The sequence below is a fragment of the Phaeocystidibacter marisrubri genome (assembly GCF_008933165.1).
GTDB classification, from domain to species: Bacteria; Bacteroidota; Bacteroidia; order Flavobacteriales; family Schleiferiaceae; genus Phaeocystidibacter; species Phaeocystidibacter marisrubri.
Genome location: NZ_WBVQ01000002.1, coordinates 486869 through 505192, shown reverse-complemented (window position 1 = coordinate 505192; position 18324 = coordinate 486869). Strand labels below are relative to the sequence as shown.

General features: G+C 44.3%; 19 protein-coding genes. 10 read left to right on the top strand and 9 right to left on the bottom strand.

Features of this window, described 5'->3' with window-relative positions:
* Position 1: 1 nt before the first annotated feature.
* Positions 2–505, top strand: coding sequence for a hypothetical protein (locus F8C82_RS09725; RefSeq protein WP_151693397.1), 504 nt, complete (start codon positions 2–4; stop codon positions 503–505).
* A gap of 205 nt (positions 506–710) precedes the next feature.
* Here the strand turns inward: F8C82_RS09725 and F8C82_RS09720 are convergent, their stop codons facing one another.
* Positions 711–962, bottom strand: coding sequence for a transposase (locus F8C82_RS09720; protein ID WP_151693396.1), 252 nt, complete (start codon positions 960–962; stop codon positions 711–713).
* 350 nt (positions 963–1312) lie between these two features.
* On the opposite strand from F8C82_RS09720, the gene F8C82_RS09715 reads away from it, so the two are divergent.
* The 4 genes from F8C82_RS09715 (at position 1313) to F8C82_RS09700 (ending at position 3994) form a co-directional block, all read left to right on the top strand.
* The gene (locus tag F8C82_RS09715) at positions 1313–1645 is read left to right on the top strand and encodes a hypothetical protein (protein WP_151693395.1); all 333 of its coding nucleotides are present in this window, start codon (positions 1313–1315) and stop codon (positions 1643–1645) included.
* A 419-nt stretch (positions 1646–2064) separates the two neighbouring features.
* Positions 2065–2694, top strand: coding sequence for a hypothetical protein (locus F8C82_RS09710; protein WP_151693394.1), 630 nt, complete (start codon positions 2065–2067; stop codon positions 2692–2694).
* Between the two features lie 156 nt (positions 2695–2850).
* Positions 2851–3324 (top strand): hypothetical protein, encoded by a 474-nt coding sequence (locus tag F8C82_RS09705; RefSeq protein WP_151693393.1) that lies wholly within the window; start codon positions 2851–2853, stop codon positions 3322–3324.
* A 214-nt stretch (positions 3325–3538) separates the two neighbouring features.
* Positions 3539–3994 (top strand): hypothetical protein, encoded by a 456-nt coding sequence (locus tag F8C82_RS09700; RefSeq protein WP_151693392.1) that lies wholly within the window; start codon positions 3539–3541, stop codon positions 3992–3994.
* A gap of 87 nt (positions 3995–4081) precedes the next feature.
* Here the strand turns inward: F8C82_RS09700 and F8C82_RS09695 are convergent, their stop codons facing one another.
* The 8 genes from F8C82_RS09695 to F8C82_RS09660 all read right to left on the bottom strand — a co-directional run bounded on the left by F8C82_RS09695 (position 4082) and on the right by F8C82_RS09660 (position 12240).
* On the bottom strand, positions 4082–5011 hold the full coding sequence (locus F8C82_RS09695) for a UDP-3-O-(3-hydroxymyristoyl)glucosamine N-acyltransferase (protein WP_151693391.1): 930 nt from the start codon (positions 5009–5011) through the stop codon (positions 4082–4084).
* A 1-nt stretch (position 5012) separates the two neighbouring features.
* On the bottom strand, positions 5013–5579 hold the full coding sequence (efp, locus tag F8C82_RS09690; RefSeq protein WP_151693390.1) for an elongation factor P: 567 nt from the start codon (positions 5577–5579) through the stop codon (positions 5013–5015).
* Positions 5580–5615: 36 nt separating this feature from the next.
* Complete coding sequence (locus F8C82_RS09685; protein ID WP_151693389.1) at positions 5616–7058, bottom strand: hypothetical protein; 1443 nt, start codon at positions 7056–7058, stop codon at positions 5616–5618.
* Positions 7055–7672: an ABC transporter ATP-binding protein gene (locus tag F8C82_RS09680; protein WP_151693388.1), complete on the bottom strand. Its 618-nt coding sequence runs from the start codon at positions 7670–7672 to the stop codon at positions 7055–7057. Before F8C82_RS09680 ends, F8C82_RS09685 begins: the two co-directional genes overlap by 4 nt.
* Complete coding sequence (lpxA, locus tag F8C82_RS09675; RefSeq protein WP_151693387.1) at positions 7662–8456, bottom strand: acyl-ACP--UDP-N-acetylglucosamine O-acyltransferase; 795 nt, start codon at positions 8454–8456, stop codon at positions 7662–7664. Before lpxA ends, F8C82_RS09680 begins: the two co-directional genes overlap by 11 nt.
* A gap of 1 nt (position 8457) precedes the next feature.
* Positions 8458–9846: a bifunctional UDP-3-O-[3-hydroxymyristoyl] N-acetylglucosamine deacetylase/3-hydroxyacyl-ACP dehydratase gene (locus F8C82_RS09670; protein ID WP_151693386.1), complete on the bottom strand. Its 1389-nt coding sequence runs from the start codon at positions 9844–9846 to the stop codon at positions 8458–8460.
* Positions 9843–10865 (bottom strand): UDP-3-O-(3-hydroxymyristoyl)glucosamine N-acyltransferase, encoded by a 1023-nt coding sequence (gene lpxD, locus F8C82_RS09665; protein ID WP_151693385.1) that lies wholly within the window; start codon positions 10863–10865, stop codon positions 9843–9845. Before lpxD ends, F8C82_RS09670 begins: the two co-directional genes overlap by 4 nt.
* 109 nt (positions 10866–10974) lie before the next feature.
* Positions 10975–12240, bottom strand: a complete 1266-nt coding sequence (locus F8C82_RS09660) for an HD domain-containing protein (protein WP_151693384.1) — start codon at positions 12238–12240, stop codon at positions 10975–10977.
* A 121-nt stretch (positions 12241–12361) separates the two neighbouring features.
* Between F8C82_RS09660 and porX the strand changes: the two genes are divergently transcribed.
* The 5 genes from porX (at position 12362) to F8C82_RS09635 (ending at position 18310) form a co-directional block, all read left to right on the top strand.
* Positions 12362–13918, top strand: coding sequence for a T9SS response regulator signal transducer PorX (gene porX / locus F8C82_RS09655; protein ID WP_151693383.1), 1557 nt, complete (start codon positions 12362–12364; stop codon positions 13916–13918).
* A 125-nt stretch (positions 13919–14043) separates the two neighbouring features.
* A complete protein-coding gene (locus tag F8C82_RS09650) occupies positions 14044–15390 on the top strand; it encodes a hypothetical protein (protein WP_151693382.1) in 1347 nt (448 codons plus the stop codon).
* A gap of 11 nt (positions 15391–15401) precedes the next feature.
* Positions 15402–16535, top strand: coding sequence for a hypothetical protein (locus F8C82_RS09645; protein WP_151693381.1), 1134 nt, complete (start codon positions 15402–15404; stop codon positions 16533–16535).
* A gap of 39 nt (positions 16536–16574) precedes the next feature.
* Positions 16575–17009 (top strand): tRNA (adenosine(37)-N6)-threonylcarbamoyltransferase complex ATPase subunit type 1 TsaE, encoded by a 435-nt coding sequence (gene tsaE / locus F8C82_RS09640; protein ID WP_151693380.1) that lies wholly within the window; start codon positions 16575–16577, stop codon positions 17007–17009.
* 95 nt (positions 17010–17104) lie between these two features.
* Entirely contained in the window at positions 17105–18310 is a 1206-nt protein-coding gene (locus F8C82_RS09635; protein WP_151693379.1) for an alanine dehydrogenase, read from the top strand.
* The last annotated feature ends 14 nt before the right edge of the window (positions 18311–18324 follow it).

Sequence of the window (18324 nt, the reverse complement as noted above, 5' to 3'; positions counted from 1 at the left end):
CATGAAAAAGTATTTGATTTCATCTCTCTTTATTTGCCTTTCGAGCATGGTTCTAGCTCAGTCGGTGTCAATTCTAGATGGTGATAGTCTATTTATTAAATTGAATGGTGCACATTATGTTGAAATCCAGTCGTTTCAAAGAGAATTAACCATTACTACTTGGAATCAAGAATGGCTATTGCAATTTCCTGATGTGGATGATGAAACACCACGGTTGGTGTCTTGGACTATATCATCTGCTGCTGAAATCAATGATTCGATTAGGACAGGGTGGCGCAAGTTTCTATTAATCGATCCATGGACAACTATTGACAGTTCTGAAACAAGTAGGCGGCGATCCAAGGAGAATGATGTGTATGTGGAGGTTTGGAGAGCTTGTGAGACGGGAAGCAATAAGAGGTTAGTTATTGGTAGAGGTTACTACACAGCTCTTTGTCACATGAAATATAAATGGACAAACGAATTTGCCAACTTCCATAAAATGCTTGACGATTTAGCTGGGTAATGTTTACTCTGTCAAAAGCAAATAAAATCAGGAGGATTTAAGGTTATTTCTCGGATCAAGAGTAATGTGATTGGGATCAAAAGTTTTTTGAGATTCGATGATGGCAAAGATGGTTCTGAGGAGTTTGTTGGCTACGTTGTTCATTACGAGATAAAAGTGTTTTCCCTCCATCGTTTTACGTTCTCGATATAGCTTGAACTCCTTGTTATGAATGCAAATGGTCTTGGCACAGATGTGCAGGAGCGATTTGAGATTTCGACTGGTTCGATAATGGACTCTGGCTGGTATAAGGACAGACACCTGCGTATGCGGCTGCTTTTCGAGCGGAATTGATACGCTGAAAGTTTTCGGTTAGTAAGATGAGTTCTGTAGCTGTAATAGGCCCCACTCCTGTGATGGAAGTAATAAACGAAAAGTTCTTTTGGATCTGCGGTTGAGCTTGAATGAGCTGGGTCATTTCGATTTCCACTTCCTTGCCTTCCTCAGCCGATAACGCGAGAAATCAGTTGGAGCTATTTGCTGAAGGTTATGCAGTAGATCGATTCGGAACTCGATTCTTTAATGATGATGTGAACGATCTATGGGGTATGGATACAATATTAATGAGTTTGGCAATGTTGTTTTTGGGGCCGCCAATTCTAAGAAGGGTAATATTGGACTTACACCAATGTTGTTGGGTGGTTATATTTATTCACTTTTTGCAAATGGACGACTTGATGAGACTAGCGAAGTTCAAGCTGTAACGCGAGGATATAATTATTACCATGGCTTTCAACAACCAAGTTCGGAAGAAGCACCTTTTATGCCATGAGAACGAAGCATTACCTATTTATGTTTGGGATGACATTCCTTTTCGGTTGTACTCGACAATTGAAGTTTGATACAGCTAGATGGGCTGAAGAACCTAGTGAGCGATATAGAATGACTGAGGATTTGGAAGAATCGAGGTTGTTAATCGGAAAAAGTCGGGAAGAAGTTGTGATGATGTTAACGACTGATAGGTGCAAAGGATGTGATGATTCGATAGGGAACTTGATGTATGTAATAAGAGTTAAAAAACATCCAAGAGGCGGTGAAGTAGAGGTGTTTGATGTTATGTTTAAAAATGATACTGTGGTTGAGGCAATGACTCGAGAATGATTAGAGGCATAAGCTGGTAATGTGGTCATCTAGGAGGTGGCGACTATTCAGGATCTTAACCCATTAAAAATCAATTTATAGTTTCAGTGAAAATTCTGGGACAGGGGGTGATTCAAATGAGTTATTCTCTTACGGAGCGAGGTATTATGATAACCAGAAGAATATGTGTTTGAGTGTGGATCCGTTGACGCATGAGTATAGAAGTTTGAGTCCGTATAATTCTGATACAAACAATTCAGTTTTTCGTAGTCAGGAGTGATAGTGTGTTTTTATGTTCAACAGATAACTAGAGTCAGACAAGCATAGGCTATAGGTCATTAGTCATGGCTTGGAGCTCTCTTTCGATCCGGTGCATCTTGGGGTGATCCATATTATCTTGGAGGAGTTGGAGAACATCATGCAGACTAAAAAGCTTTGAAATGAAAATCCAAATTGTATTAATCTGCCTCTTGATGAGTTGTGGATTTCGCAAAAATGAAAACAACTCATCAATAAATGCAGAATCTAAAATTCTACATTATATAGGTGAGTTTCAAAGGTTGAATACTTCCTATTGTGCCGTTCATATTAGCTTTTCTGAAGGCAATGTTGATCAAATAATTACAACAGACATTGATGATGAATTTACGCTAAAGGTAATCAGAGGGAGTAGTAATCAATATGATGAGTTCATTTCCGTACGAAATCGAAAAATTAAAAGAGTACTGAAAGAGTTTATTGATAGTGTTGAGAATAATTCAACACTTAGTGCTATCGATCGCAATGATCTAGTCAATCCTTCGATAGATTGGATAGAGGTATACAATGCGGAGACTGATAAGAAGTACTACGTAGAAATCACATCGGGTGACTTCCATAATTCTGTTTTCGAAGAAGTATTTAGGCAGATTTCACCTTTGCTACTTCAAGCGGAAATAGCCCATAATGCTATTGATGGCTCAAGCACATACCAACTTGATTATCCCGTAGAGGAAGTTGTATTACTTGCGTTTCTGAATTATTCACAATATCCAGGCACTTTTATTTATCCATCTTCTGTAAATGATTAGTACGAGGAAATTTAATAAAATAGGGTATGACGTACGTGCTAGCTCTTAACTGTTTAATAATCAAGATGCATTAATTGCAGATTGAATTGAAAAAGGGGAGTTTGCCGAACAATCCTGTATTGCTCTCTGAGCCGGACGGTAGATATCCTGTTTATAATGAAGAATGTATTAGCAACAATAGGTGCAGTGTTGATTTTGGGGTGTTCTGTCAAAGCACAGAAACTCTTAGAAGAACAGTTGTTTATTGAGTATATCCATCCAAACATTCCATTAAGCGTAACCTTGCGTTTTAACACGGAAGGCGACACTATTAGGATGACATCGTTAGGGTATTTCGATAGTCAAGACACATCTTTTTTCAAAGAAATAAGTGTATTTGAGCCTGAAATAATAGAAAAACTTGATAGTCTGGTATCACATGTTGAATGTGAAGGCTTAATCATAGCTTCTGAATTTATTGGAGGCGATGGAGAGCCTAGTCAAAGCTTGAAAATGGAGAGGAGTATAAATGGGGTCGTTTACTCTACGCATACTTATTATGCTCGATTCGGCGTATACTCTTTTGAGTTTTCACCTGAATTCTATGAAATCGCAGTTGTTGTAACAGCTTTGAAAAGAAAGTATTGGTAGAGTTTTTAGAGGGATTTCCTATTTAATGTTCTTCACCCTGCGGAAATCAATATTGAAATAGGTGAGCTTATGGTGAAGGCTTCCCGATGTCGTCTATCGAAAATAATTTTGACGGTCCAGCAATTCGACTTCCTCTCCTAAAACCAGTAAGTGTAATCGCGCGGGTACCCACTTCTCCAATTTACTTATCTTCCAAGAGATACATCAAAACACAATGCTTCAAGTCAGCCGATTTGCGATGATTAGAAACTTGAAATTCATGTGGCTTTTGGGATTGATCTTCAGTTCATGTACCACACAAAAGATTGTCATCAGTCCTTTAGGTCCGATGGATAAGCCCATGCCTACCCTTGAATTGACTTGTGATGAGGATGCAAAGACAGACCCCTTTGAATTCAAAGATGTTTTGGTGGTATCGAAAGAAACAATCACCGAATTGGCGATTTTTTTTGATTCAACCTTAGCCACCGAATCCAAAATCGATGGTGGTGAACATTATCCGTTTGGATCGTATCGTGTAGAAGTAATTAAAAGTGAAGGGAGCTCTTCGGTTTATACGTTGGTTGGAATTGAAGCTACACTGTACTTCATCGAACAGCACCAACTAATCTCCACTGATTCACTTTACATGGCCTCGTTAAATGGGATTAAAAGACGATTAGGTGGTTAGGTTGAAATCATCAATGTAAGGTAGAAGTATGGGGGCTAGTAACTGGTCACTCTTGCGAGGAGCTTTCACTAACCCTCAAAATCCAACCTATCCCAGCTTTTCAATAATCTCTGGCAAAATTCGTAATGAAGCCATTTCGCGGTACTTTTTGCGGGCATCTTCTGCAGGGTAGCCAAAGTAGGTTTTGCCTCCTTCAAGGGATTTAGAAATACCGGACTGGGCAAGGACAACACAGCCTTTACCTAGGGTAATTCCACTGGTGACGCCGACTTGTCCCCATAAGGTGACGTTGTCTTCCACAATTACACAGCCAGCTACGCCAACCTGTGAGGCAAATAGACAGTTCTGTCCAATTTGAGTGTCGTGACCAATGTGGACGTTGTTGTCCAACTTGCTTCCCTTGCCTATGATGGTGGTTCCAGAAACGCCGCGATCAATGGTGCAAGAAGCGCCCAACTCTACGTCGTCTTCTAAGCGGATATCACCGCCACTAACCAATGGGTCATATCCTTCTGGACGCTTTTTGTAGTAGAAAGCAGAGCTTCCTAGTACGGTTCCAGCGTGGATGGTAACGCGATCGCCAATGGTGCAATCGCCATAAATAGTGACATTCGCGTGGATCACACAGTCTTTTCCAATCACGACATTCTTACCGATAAATGTACCGGGCTGAATGATGGTTCCTTCCCCAACTATGAGGTCGTCTGCGATGGACTTTGATGCAGCTTGGAAGGGCTTGTAAAAGCGAGTGATTCGGTTAAAATCGCGAAAGGGATCATCGGAAACCAAGAGACCTTTGCCTTCTGGCGCTTCCACTTCTTTGTTGATCAGAATAGTGGTTGCCGCAGAATTCAATGCCTTGTCGTAGTATTTCGGGTGATCTACAAATACGAGATCACCCGTTTCTACTACGTGTATTTCATTGATGCCGGTAATTTCGTGGTCGGGGTGCCCCACAAAGGTGCAGTTTAACCATTCGGCTAAATCTGCGAGTGTTCTTGGTTCCGGAAATCTCATATTATTCTTTTGCGCGCTCTTTGTAAGCTCCTGTTGTTGTATCAACTACAATCTTCTCTCCAGTTTCAATGAAGAGAGGAACGCGAACTTCGGCACCTGTTTCTAGTGTGGCAGGTTTAGTAGCGTTCGTTGCAGTGTTTCCTTTTAGGCCCGGCTCGCTGTAAGTGATTTCAAGAACAACGGTGGCAGGAAGCTCGCATGAAAGCGGACGATCTTCATCGGTGTGATAAAGAATGCTGGTCTCCATGCCGTCTTTCAAGAACTCTGGAGCATTGATCAAGTCTTTTTGAAGCGTAATTTGCTCATAGGTGTCCATGTTCATGAAATGGAAACCGTCTTGGTCGTTGTAGAGGTATTGATAGCGACGAGTTTCAACTCGTACTTCTTCAATTTTAGTACCTGCAGGGAAGGTGTGCTCGAGCATTCTACCTGTGTTGAGGTTACGCATCTTGGTGCGAACAAATGCATTGCCTTTTCCCGGCTTCACATGAAGGAATTCTACAATTTGGAATGGGTCGTTGTTGTACGTGATGCACATCCCATTGCGGATATCTGAAGTACTTGCCATAATATCTGTTTGTGTAGCAAAAATAGAGCTTTTACTCTAGGGTTTTGACAGAGAGTCTAACTGGATTTTATAGAGGTGAAAACTTTCGGCAAAACCGGACTCGCTGTGGGTATTAATTTCTTCAGGTTGAAGAATGGGTTTCCAAGGATTTATGCTCCGAGCGTTTTCATAGGTCATGTTGATGGGCGTGATCAAATAGACCTCACCCTCCTGGTACCTTTCAAATAATCTCCTCAAAACATCTTTTGGGTAGTAGTCGGCCTGACTATCTGGATTCCAAATAATGTGAGTCATGCTGGTGTCCATGTCGGGTTGGTAGTAGGCTTCGCCCGATAGCAGGCTGATGCCTGCTCCATAGGCGGCAGGGAATACAGCAGTGCGTTGTGCGGGAATGTTTTTATTCTCTAAGTAGTCGGCCATTCCTCTGGATTCCGAATAGGGGGTAATGTATTCGAACACCAAATGTGTCAGTCCGCCAACAAGTTGGCCGGCCACCAATAGCTTCAATAAAATTGTGGGGCGAATTTCAATGCCTTCCCTGCTTTCTACAAAGAGCAAAAGGAGGTAGAAGATCCAAATGTGCCCAAGGTGTCTTGCAAAGCCAACCAATACCATGCTGCAGAAGAGAAGTATGACGAATGAAACAATCGCGAATGCCATTTGATGCGACACCTTTCTCAATGTGAGCGTCATAAATGAGAGTAGACCGAGTGCGACTAGCAGACTAATTCCATTCGTAAAAAAAAGGATGCTGATGGCAGGAGTCGATGGAGTGAGGTAAACAGGAAGAGGGGTTCCCCCAGTGAACATCTGTGTAGCATGCTGTAGTTTGTCGAAGTCAAAACTGCGTTCACTTGCAAATCCTCCGGTTTCGGGAGGAGTGAGTTGATAGGCTGTGAAGATCAGAACAAACAGGGCAAGAGGAATGCGCCAGTACCAATTTTTGTCTTTCGGATTTTCGAGGAGCATGAGCAAGCCGAGCACTCCAGCTAAAAGCGCTGAAAAGAAGTTGGCTTGTGTAGCGAGAAGCAAGAGTATGAAAGCTCCATTCATTCGATTTCTGTGCTTGCCTTTCCAAAGGCTGACCGCTGTAAATAGGAGAAGCACACCAATGGCGTAATCTCTGGATATCACAGCGTATTCAAACACAAAGTAGAAGGATAAGGGGAGTGTCCAACGCATCCACGCAGGCCACTTGCTCTTAAATACGATGATGGCATTGGTCAATACCGCAATTAATCCGTGAATGAGAGGAGTAATACTAGGGCCAGCCGCTTTCGCAATGAGAAACCAAAGCATAGGATGACCTTCCCAACGAATGCGTTGAATAAGGTCCCAGAATCCGGTAGCATCTTGAGCCAGCATAATAGCCTGCCCTTCATCGCGCCAAGGGGAGTGGAGGAGTAGGGTAGCAAAAATGAAGAAGGTAGAAATCACCCAAAGGATGAGGTCCATTCTCTTCTTCGCTTCTACTTTCATTTAGTCAGATTGATTTCGCTTGTGCAAAGGGCAATTTCCGCCGATTGATGATTTGAACCTACGCAAAGTATTCGATTCTCAATGTGTTGTTCCAACAATTCGTGAAACCACTTCATCGCCTTTGCGTCCAAATTACTGGTGGGTTCATCTAAGAGTAGAATTGGAGTATCGGCTAAAATGGCCAGAGCCAAACGAACGCGTTGACGCATGCCTGAAGAGAAGTTGGCAATACTGCGTTCAGATACTTTCTTCAATCCCGTCAATTCCACCACATCCTCATTGCTCAGGTTGTTTCTCCAAGGGCGGAATTTAGATTGAAAATCGACGATTTCTCTGAGGTTGAATTCCTCGATAACCTCGGTATATGGACCTGTAAAGGCCACTTTTCGCATGTAATCCATCACGGGAATAGATGCGCCAGAATCGTCTATAATGCTGAGCTTTCCGGTGGTAGCTGTAAGACTACCGGAAATTACTTTCAGTAGGGTACTCTTTCCAGAGCCGTTACCGCCAAGAATGGCTACGCGGGTGTCTGGAAAAAGATCGACCGACACTCCGCGAAAAACGAAATGTCGGTCGTATTTTTTACCGATGTCTTCGAGCTTAACCTGCATTACGCGTTAGGCTGAACCCTTTCATGATACCGGTTTGTGAAGTGCGGATAAAGGTGAGAATCTCATCTCTCTCTTTGGTTGCTTCAAAATCGGCTTCAATGATTTCGGCAGCTTGAGTGACGTTGAAGTTCTTTTGGAAAAGAATGCGGTAGATGTTCTGGATCTCGTTGATCTTATCGTTGTCGTACCCTCTTCTTCTCAAGCCAATACTGTTGATGCCCGCGTAAGAAATCGGCTCTTTAGCGGCCTTTACGAACGGAGGAACATCTTTACGAACCAATGACCCACCTCCCACAAATGCATGAGCACCGATTTTTGTGAACTGTTGAACGGCGGAGAGTCCACCCAAGATGGCATACTCGCCAATTTCTACGTGCCCGGCAATGGCACAACCATTTACAATGATGGCATGATCTCCTACCACACAATCGTGTGCGATGTGAGAATAGGCTTGTAGGAGGCAGTGTTTACCAACAATAGTAGCACCTGCTGCCTTAGTTCCTCGGTTGATGGTCACACATTCTCGAATAATGGTTCCATCTCCCACTTCAGCAGTCGTGTCTTCCCCCTCAAATTTCAAGTCTTGAGGGATGGCAGAGATAACAGCACCGGGAAAAATTCTACAATTCTTCCCAATACGCGCCCCTTCCATTATGGTGACATTACTACCAATCCAAGTGCCTTCACCAATTTCCACATTCTTGTGAATCGTAGTAAATGGCTCAATCACTACCGTATCGGCAATCTTAGCCGAGGGGTGTACGTAGGCGAGTGGTTGGTTCATATTATTTCTCTTTAGTGATCTGAGCCATCAGCGATGCCTCAGTAATTAGTTGTTCGCCCACAAAAACTTGTCCGTGCATTTGAACGATACCGCGACGAATCGGTTCGGTAAGTTCCAAGCGGAAGGTGAGCATATCGCCCGGGGTAACTTTTTGCTTGAACTTTACTCCGTCTATTTTGAGGAAGTACGTCAAGTAGTTTTCCGGATCGGGTACTGTGCTTAGTGCGAGAATACCTCCCACTTGCGCTAGTGCTTCAATCTGAAGAACGCCCGGCATAACTGGGGCGCCTGGGAAGTGTCCTACAAAGAAGGCTTCATTCATCGTAACCGCCTTCATGCCCACAACGTGGTTTTCAGAGATTTCGAGGATGCGGTCTACCAACAAGAATGGTGGACGGTGAGGTAAGCGCTTCATGATCTCCACAACATCGTAATGTGGAGTTGCGTTGAGGTCAATTTTAGGAGCCTTTGGACGAGCATCTTCTTTCCGAATGGTGTTCTGAAGAATCTTTGCAAATTCGGTGTTAGCCTTGTGTCCGGGCTTGGTTGCGATAATTCTACCGCGGATGTTTCTCCCTGCCAATGCGAGATCGCCAATTACATCGAGTAGCTTGTGGCGAGCGGCTTCATTTGGGAAGTGGAGATCGAGGTTATCGAGAATGCCATTGGGCTTCACTTTCACAGAGTCCTTGTCAAAGGCCTTGCGAAGCTTCTTCATGGTCTCGTCATTCACCTCTTTATCTACATAAACAATCGCGTTGTTGAGGTCTCCACCTTTAATCAACCCATTGTCTAGCAAGAATTCCAATTCGTGTAAAAACGAGAAAGTTCGAGCAGGGGCAATTTGAGTGGCAAACTCATCAATGTGATCGATGTGCGCATTTTGGCTGCCCAATACGCGAGTCTGATAGTCAACCATAACGGTTACCTGATACTCATCAGCAGGTAAGGCAATGATTTCGATATCCTCTTCTTCGTTGTAGTAGCGAATCACTTCGTCGATGACAAACTCTCTTCGAGGAGCATCTTGTTCTTCAACACCTACTTTGGCAATGGCTTCAATAAACGGACGAGAAGAACCATCTAAGATGGGGGTTTCAGGTGCGTTTAGCTCAAGAAGACAATTGTCGATTTTAGAACCCACAAGCGCCGCAAGGACGTGCTCTGTAGTGAAAACCTTCGCTTCCCCTTTAGTGAGTGTAGTTCCGCGATCGGTGCTAACTACGTTAGATGCCAATGCATCAATAACAGGTTGTCCATCTAGGTCAACGCGTTTGAATTTGAATCCGTGATCGGCTGGAGCAGGATGTAGAACGAGGTCTACCTCAACTCCTGTGTGCAATCCAACACCTTTAATGTGTACAGGTGCCTTTAGGGTTTGCTGGTTCATGATTCGTTGGTTTTCTTCAACTGGTGTAGGTCTTTTGCCAAATCCGGTAGTCTACGGAATACGGCGTAAGACTTGGTATACTCGGTATAATCATAGGCAGGTGATCCTTGAACCACTTTGCCTTCTTTGATGTTTTTAGAAACGCCACTTTGCGCCGCAATGCGAACATTGTCGCCAATGTTGAGGTGTCCTACAATTCCCACTTGACCCCCAATCATACAGTTCTTGCCAATTTTGGTAGAACCTGCAATTCCAGATTGAGAAGCAATTACGGTGTTCTCACCAATCTCTACATTGTGAGCCACCTGAATGAGGTTGTCGAGCTTCACGCCTTTGCGGATGATCGTGGAGCCTAATGTTGCACGGTCTATGGTGGTATTGGCTCCAATTTCCACGTGATCTTCAATAATCACATTTCCGATTTGTGCCACCTTATCGTAGGAGTTCTCGCTATTCGGAGCAAATCCAAACCCGTCGGCACCAATCACCACTCCGGCGTGGAGGGTGACGCTGTTGCCAATCTCACAATCGGCATAGATGGTTACACCGGGGAAAATGGTGCAGTTTTCACCAATGGTCACATTGTCGCCAATCTGCACATTTTGATGAATGCGTGTGCCATCGCCCACTGAAGAGAAATCACCAATACTCGAAAAAGCACCTAAATAGATGTCTTTTCCAATCTTGGCAGACTCAGAAATGAAGGTGGGTTTTTCAATACCAGTTTTGCTATTGCGCATGGCATTGTACATCTCCAACAACTTGGCAAATGCACTGTATGCATCCGGGACGCGAAGTAGCGTTGTACTAATATCTGCCGTAGGCTTAAAGTCCTCTGAAACAATAACTATACTAGCTGTAGTGGTATAGATATACTTTTCGTAAGCAGGGTTGGCCAAAAACGAAAGAGAGCCTTTTCCGCCCTCTTCAATCTTAGACAGTTTGCTCACTGTCGATTCTGCATCTCCTTCTACACGTCCGTCTAGAAGTTCAGCTAGTTGTTTCGCGCTAAATTCCATCCCGCCAAAAGTATGAAAAATAGGCGTTGCTAGCCTACTTCGCTCTACGTATAATGGAATGGCTGAATATCCCTACGAATCCTCGATTTTTACAACGTGAAATCCCGTTCTATTTGGGTAGATCTACAGGGCCCACTTCCTTCGGATAGCAGATGAAATGACGTTTTACAGAAGTTTGTAAGGCCTTTAAATTGAGCTGGTCAGCATCTTCCGCTACATCGGTTACACGGCCATCTTTGTAGAGGAGTCGAATCTGACTATCTCCTGCCTTGTAAATGTCGTTCGCCGTCATTTTCTCAATGATGTAGTACGACGCTTCATCACTTGTGAAACCGAATAAGGCTTGAGTTTGTGTCCTGATTTCGTTCACATAGTCTTCGTTGAACGGGTCTCTGCGAATTTCAATTTTAAAGAGTCGCCGCTCTACAATTCGCCTACTCAAATCACTCAATACTCTGTCGCTGTGGTTGCACCATTCCTTAATGGAGGCCATGATGTCGAAGTCGTCCAAATGCGCAAAGGTGTCAAGCAGTGTAGTGCTGTTCATGAACTCGTCATATGTGGGATCTTCGTACATGAAAGTTCTCAGAGCGGTGGTGCCGTGTATTTCGATGCCCTCGGCTGCTAGCTCTTTGGCACGTTGAAGCACATTCACAAGCATGAATTCTGCACTGAGAACGGTTTTGTGGAGATAGACCTGCCAGTACATCAAGCTGCGAGCCACGATGAATTTCTCTACCGAATAGATTCCCTTTGCATCTACCACCAAACGATCGTTGGCAATGTTGAGCATGGTGAGAAGACGCTCTGAATTGATGGCTCCTTCTGTAACTCCTGTGTAAAAACTATCCCTGCGTAGGTAGTCGAGGCGATCCATGTCAAGCTGACTACTGATCAATTCATTCAAGAATCGCTTGGGATATTCATTCTTGAAAATCTGAATTGCCGTGGTGAGCTTTCCGTCAAACTGCGCGTTTAAGCGCTCCATGAAAAGCGTAGAGAGCTGTTCGTGATTGACGTTTCGAACCAAGGTGAATTCCAAGGCGTGCGAAAATGGCCCATGACCAATGTCGTGCAACAAGATGGCAACGTATACCGCTTCTTCCTCTTCTGGCGTGATGTCGTGCCCTTTGCTCCTCAGGATGGAAACCGCCCTTTGCATCAAATGCATGGCTCCAATCGCATGGTGGAATCGGGTGTGATAGGCACCGGGATACACCAAATAGGTGAGTCCAAGTTGTGTAATCCTCCGTAAACGTTGGAAATACGGGTGCTCAATCAAATCGAAAATGAGCTCGCTTGGAATGGAAATGAACCCGTAAATGGGATCGTTAAGTATCTTGTACTTGTTGGTGAAATTCGCCTCAAAGGCCATAAGCTTGAACTTAGTCTTGCAAAGTTTTCACTTAAGTTCGGATTTTCAGCAGAACTTCATCAAATATTCAGCACATTGAATCCGTTGGAGGTGCTAACTTGCATGGATTAAGATCGAATTTATGGAGAACACTCGGATACTTTGGGTAGACGACGAGATAGATATGCTAAAACCACACATGCTTTTCTTAGAACAGAAAGGCTATGTTGTGGATTCGGCGAACAACGGAGATGAGGCACTCGATTTAGTCGATGAGCACTCCTACGACATCGTTTTTTTGGATGAAAATATGCCCGGCCTTTCAGGGTTGGAAACACTTCAACGCTTAAAGTCGAAGCATGAATCTCTTCCGGTTGTGATGATTACGAAGAGCGAGGAAGAGCACATCATGGAAGATGCAATCGGTCAGCAGATTTCGGATTACCTGATCAAACCGGTGAATCCCAACCAAATCCTCTTGTCACTGAAGAAGAATCTTCAAACGCGACAATTGGTGAATGAGAAAACCACTTCGTCTTATCAACAGGAGTTTAGAAACATCAGCTTGGAATTGGCGGAGGTTCGCACTTGGGAAGACTGGACGAAGTTGTACCGCAAGCTGGTGTATTGGGAATTGGCCCTAGAGAAATTGGAAGATGAGGGGCTTCAGCAGATCTTGATCTCCCAAAAACAAGAGGCGAATAATTTGTTTTCTCGCTTTGTAGAAGATGAATACGAAGATTGGATTCGCGACGCAGAAGGAGCCCCGCTCTTGTCGCACCGATTGGTGAAAAGTGAAGTGGCTCCAGTGCTCCGCGAAGGGAAGCGCGTTATGATGGTGGTGATTGATAATCTCCGCTTTGACCAGTGGAAGATTATTCAACCCATGCTAGAAGAGTACTACCGTGTGGTAAGTGAGGATGCCTATTTCAGCATTTTACCAACGGCAACTCAATTTGCCCGAAATGCTCTGTTCGCAGGAATGATGCCATCGGCAATTGCTAAGAAATTCCCAGATAAATGGGTTGGCGATACAGATGACGAAGGCAAGAACCTCAATGAAGACTTCTTCCTCAAGGCACAACTAGATATGTTGGGCTTAAAGGATGTGAAGATGAACTATACCAAAGTAGCGAACCATCAAAGTGGCAAGCGATTGGCAGATTCTTTTGGAAATACCCGCGACTTCAACCTGAATGTGGTCGTATATAATTTCGTAGATATTCTCTCCCACTCTAAAACTGAGATGGAAGTGATTAAGGAGTTGGCAGACGATGACCGCGGCTACAGAAGCTTGACCGAGAGCTGGTTTAAGAATTCGCCTTTATTCGACCTACTTCGCCAGGTGGCAGAAACCGATGATATGGTCATGATTACTACTGATCATGGAACCATCAATGTGAATGAGCCTTCTAAGTTGGTGGGAGAAAGAGATTTGTCTACCAACCTTCGCTATAAAGCGGGGAGAAATATGACCTATGACAAACGCGATGTTTATCGCGTGACAAATCCAGAATCGCATGGTTTGCCAAAGCGCAACCTCAGTGATGAGTACGTTTTTGCGAAGAACGACAAGTTCTTTGCCTATCCCAACAACTACAATCACTATGTGAAGTATTTCCGCAATACCTATCAGCACGGCGGACTCTCACTTGAGGAAATGATTATTCCTAAAGTCTGGTTGAAGGGTAAAGGGTGATATCCTCAAAATTCTCCAAATAGATCTAGGCGCAACGGTTTCAGTTGCGCCTTTTTTTATGTCAGATTGGGAAGAACTGCTCAAAGGTTTCTATCTTCCAATGCAAAATAAAAAACGCCTCTCTCATGGGAATGAACTTTGCTGGCGCAGTGCTCAAAGACGGAATTACTTCTCCTCTCGAGCTCGCCAATGTACTGGGTAGGGAATTAGAACTCGTAGAAGAAACGGTTCTTGGTGATGAACCTTTTTTGGATGTTGAAGAGGATCAATTCGCCATCATTCAGAGAAACGGTTGCACCACCCTTTACTTCGATTATGACTTTCTTGGAGAGGATATCAATGATTTTTCAGAAATTTTTGCTCCTGCTAGTGAAGCAGTGTTTTACATGATTGGTGAAACAGCAGGGGCTTACATTGTTGAGTGGTACGAGAACGGAAAGAAGGTGTCTACGGATGAATACCAAGATGCCGATATCTATCATGTGAACGGTCCTAATAAACTCGGACTCACCGATGCAGATGTATATTTTTCGGGCATTCGTGAATTAATTGACGATTGGTCGGGCGGATGGGATGAATCTTATCCCGCCTTCATTTATCGCTTGATGCCTATCACAAAGAAAACCGTAACTCAAGTCATTCGAGAAGAGTTAGTACGTCAGTCGGGCTCTTTGGCAACTGAAACAGAAATAGATGAACGGTGTACACAAATTCTGGAATCCAGCGGGCATTTTTCAAGGGCGAGTTTGATCGCATTCTGTGAGGAGATTCAGCAATTTTACAAAGTGGTTACACCGCCAGCTCTCGGGTTCTACAAGGGCGTGAAGCTCTCAACTCGACAAGAAGCCACACCGCTTCAAATGCGTCATATGTTCATTTTTGTGGAACGCCTTACTTCGAGAGGAGATACCAAAGGCGGCCTCACCGATGAGAACAGCAGCGAAATGGGCAAAGTGGTTCGCTACCTAGGTGTTCATCTAGACGTACTCAAATCCTTTCCAGATAAATCCATGGTTGATCAAACGATTGCAGAAATAGAGAGCAATAAGGAGATCATCAACCTCGCTACGGTGATGTCTACACGAACGGGGGAAGATTTGAAAGTAGCCTTTCGAAAATTGTACAACAAGATTGTAGATCATTACGTGTATGGCTACTCAATGCAAACCAATCCTTTATTGAAGGAGCGCTCAATTGCGGAATTGAAGAAAGGAATTTACTTCAACGTTCATGGTAGGCCAGATGGAGGTGCGCCAAATAGTGCAGCCGTTACCAGAACTGTAATTCCAAACATTCACGAATTGCTAGTTAGGGGGATTCGAATGGATGATGTGTTAGATGGAAGTTTCGACCCGAACACTAAAGAGAATCAAATAAAAGGCAGAGTAGAGGGGAAAACCGTTGCCATTGGAGTGGTGGGCGTTCTCATCATAATCCGGTTGCTGTTCGGACTATTTCGGCTCATGGCCTAGACATTACTTCGATGAGAGAAGAGCTAGTAAAGGAACTCGCGAAAAGACTCAAACGGGGAGAACGCATTTACCGTTTGGAGGCTTACTTGGAATCCAAGGGATATTCTGAAGCAACGGTAGAGGCTTATATTCAGGCGGCTTTGAATTCAGTGGATAGAAAGTCGGTGAGTCTGAACCGGACAAGAGTGGCCAAGGGGATTTTCATCGGATCCGTGCTGACTTTTCTAGGGGCGGTCTATTACTTCTTTGGAGATGCATCAACGGGCACGATAACATCGTCCACGTTTAGGTCTGTAATGGGAGGGATATTGATTTCCGCCTCTGCTTATCTAAGTTGGCTCTTCCATTTTGTTTGGCGAAAGCCGAAGGATGGCAATGCAAGTTATGCTTACCCTGATTGGAGTGCGTCGTCCATTTTGGGCATCTTCGTAATTTCCATTTCTGCAATTATTCTCGGTTTTATTCTAGACTCTACTTATGAAGATCACAACCATTCTGTGTTGCGCGAATCTGGAGTTCTGACCAAGGCAAGGGTCATTTCTGTTTCCTTCGATAATTTCGGCAAGCGAGATGATTCTTCGGTGAGCTTGCTATGGAGAGATCAGTCGGGCAATCGAAGAGAAGAATCTTTTCCTGAAATACGAGAACGACTCTACATGTACCCTAAGGGAAGAGAGATTTACGTGATTTACGATCCTACTTACCCGCACAATTTCCTTCCACTTCTTCGAGATAGTCAGATTCAAGCGGCAACGGGAAGTGCGCAGCGCGATTTTACTATTGCCGATTTAATGTCTCTAATGCAGATGACGGAGGAAGAGCGGTTAGAGAAGCTCAACCAGATTCATTTTGGATGGGAGTATAAGAGCGCTGGCCACAGTTATACCAATAAACTGCAAAGTGGAGTAGTGGAGATATATCGAGGGCGAGTGCGTGTGATCACTCAACGAATTTCTCCATCGCACATCAACTACGAACAAAAGAAGTTGGGTTTCGAAGTGACCGAGGTCTTGCCTAAGAACCGTTGGAGTTTACAGGATTACACCGCAGAATCAGATCAGTATAGACTCAACTACACACATAGAAATGAGGGTGGATCGCTCTTTTTTGAACTAGAACTCACAGCGAAAGTCGACGAACCTTGAATTGCAATAACACCACTTGCGAAGACTATCTTTGCGCCCATGCATTATAGTTTTACCCTACATTCTCTTGAGGAGCTCGTGGAGAAGGCGCCTGAAATTGCCCAGGTGTTGCCCAGCAGCGGAGTCATCGTTTTTAAAGGCGAGATGGCGGCTGGGAAAACCACAACCATCGCGCAATTGTGCAAGGCTTGGGGAGTGGAGGATATAGTGCAAAGTCCTACGTTCTCTTTGGTAAACGAATACCGAACGAAGAGCGGCGAAACCATCTTTCATTTCGACTTTTATCGGTTAGAAGATGAAGAGGAGGCATTGGATATGGGCTACGAGGACTACTTCTACAGCAAGGCTCGATGCCTCGTAGAGTGGCCAGAAAAAATCCCTACCTTGCTACCTAGCACAATAACTCTACTAACCATTACCTCGGTTAACGGTGTTCGCCACATCGAAATCGACGTCCCTCAATTGTCGCAATGAAGTATTTGAAGTACCTTTTAATCACTCGGATGTTATCAAAATTGGTGCAAGCCAAAATGGCCAAGCGCTGGGTGCAGTAAGATTCTGAACTATCCATGACCGAACCGAATTACTTCTCGTTTTCAAGTACCCAACTCGTTCCGCAAGAAGAGCGATTGGCTGTGAGTAGAAAGAAAGGGAAACTTCAAATTGGTGTGCCTCGTGAAACGTGTATGCAAGAGAATCGCGTTGCACTTACACCTGAAGGTGTCCATCTTCTCGTATCGAACGGACACGAAGTGTTGGTGGAAACGAAAGCCGGTGAAGGTGCTCGTTACACCGACCGAGATTTTTCTGAAGCAGGGGCAACCATTGCTTATACACCTAAGGAGGTTTTTGAATGTGATGTCGTGCTCAAAGTAGAGCCGCCTAGCATGGAAGAGTTGGATTTAATGAAACAGAAGCAAACTCTGATTTCTGCTCTCCAGCTTAAAACCTGCACAAGGGAGTATTTTAAAAAATTGATGGCGAAACGCGTAACTGCGATTTCCTACGAGAATATCAGAGACGAAGAAGGACAGATTCCCATCGTTCGTCATATGAGCGAAATTGCGGGTAATGCCAGCATCCTCATTGCCGCCGAGTATCTCAGCAACGTAAACAACGGAAAGGGATACATTATGGGTGGTGTTACCGGAGTTCCCCCAACCGATGTTGTGATAATTGGTGCCGGTACCGTTGGAACCTACGCCGCTAGAACAGCCACTGGAATGGGCGCTAGCGTAAAGGTGTTTGACAAGTCACTTTCCAGGCTAAAACGCTTACAAGCGGAAATGCCGATCCCTATTTATACATGTGTAACGCAGCCAAAAATCCTTGAAAAGGCCCTTCGTAGATGTGATGTTGCCATTGGTGCCATCCGTTCGGAAGGAGGAAGGACCCCGTGTATTGTTACAGAGGAAATGGTGCGGAATATGAAGCCGGGTTCGGTGATTGTAGATGTAAGCATAGATCAAGGGGGTTGTTTTGAAACATCGGAATTAACGTCGCATGACGATCCTGTGGTGGTGAAGCACGGCGTGATTCATTACGGTGTTCCCAACATTGCCTCACGCGTTTCTCGGACTGCCTCTTTTTCATTGAGTAATATTTTCGCCCAACTTCTCCTCTCCTTCGGAGAAGAAGGTGGCGTAGAAGATTCTCTCCGATTCCGAAAGGAGATTAGAGCGGGGATGTATATCTACAATGGAGTGCTGGTGAACAAGGCGATTGGGGAGTGGTTCGACCTTCCATACAGCGATGGTAACTTGCTCTTTGGATAATTTCATAATCTAGA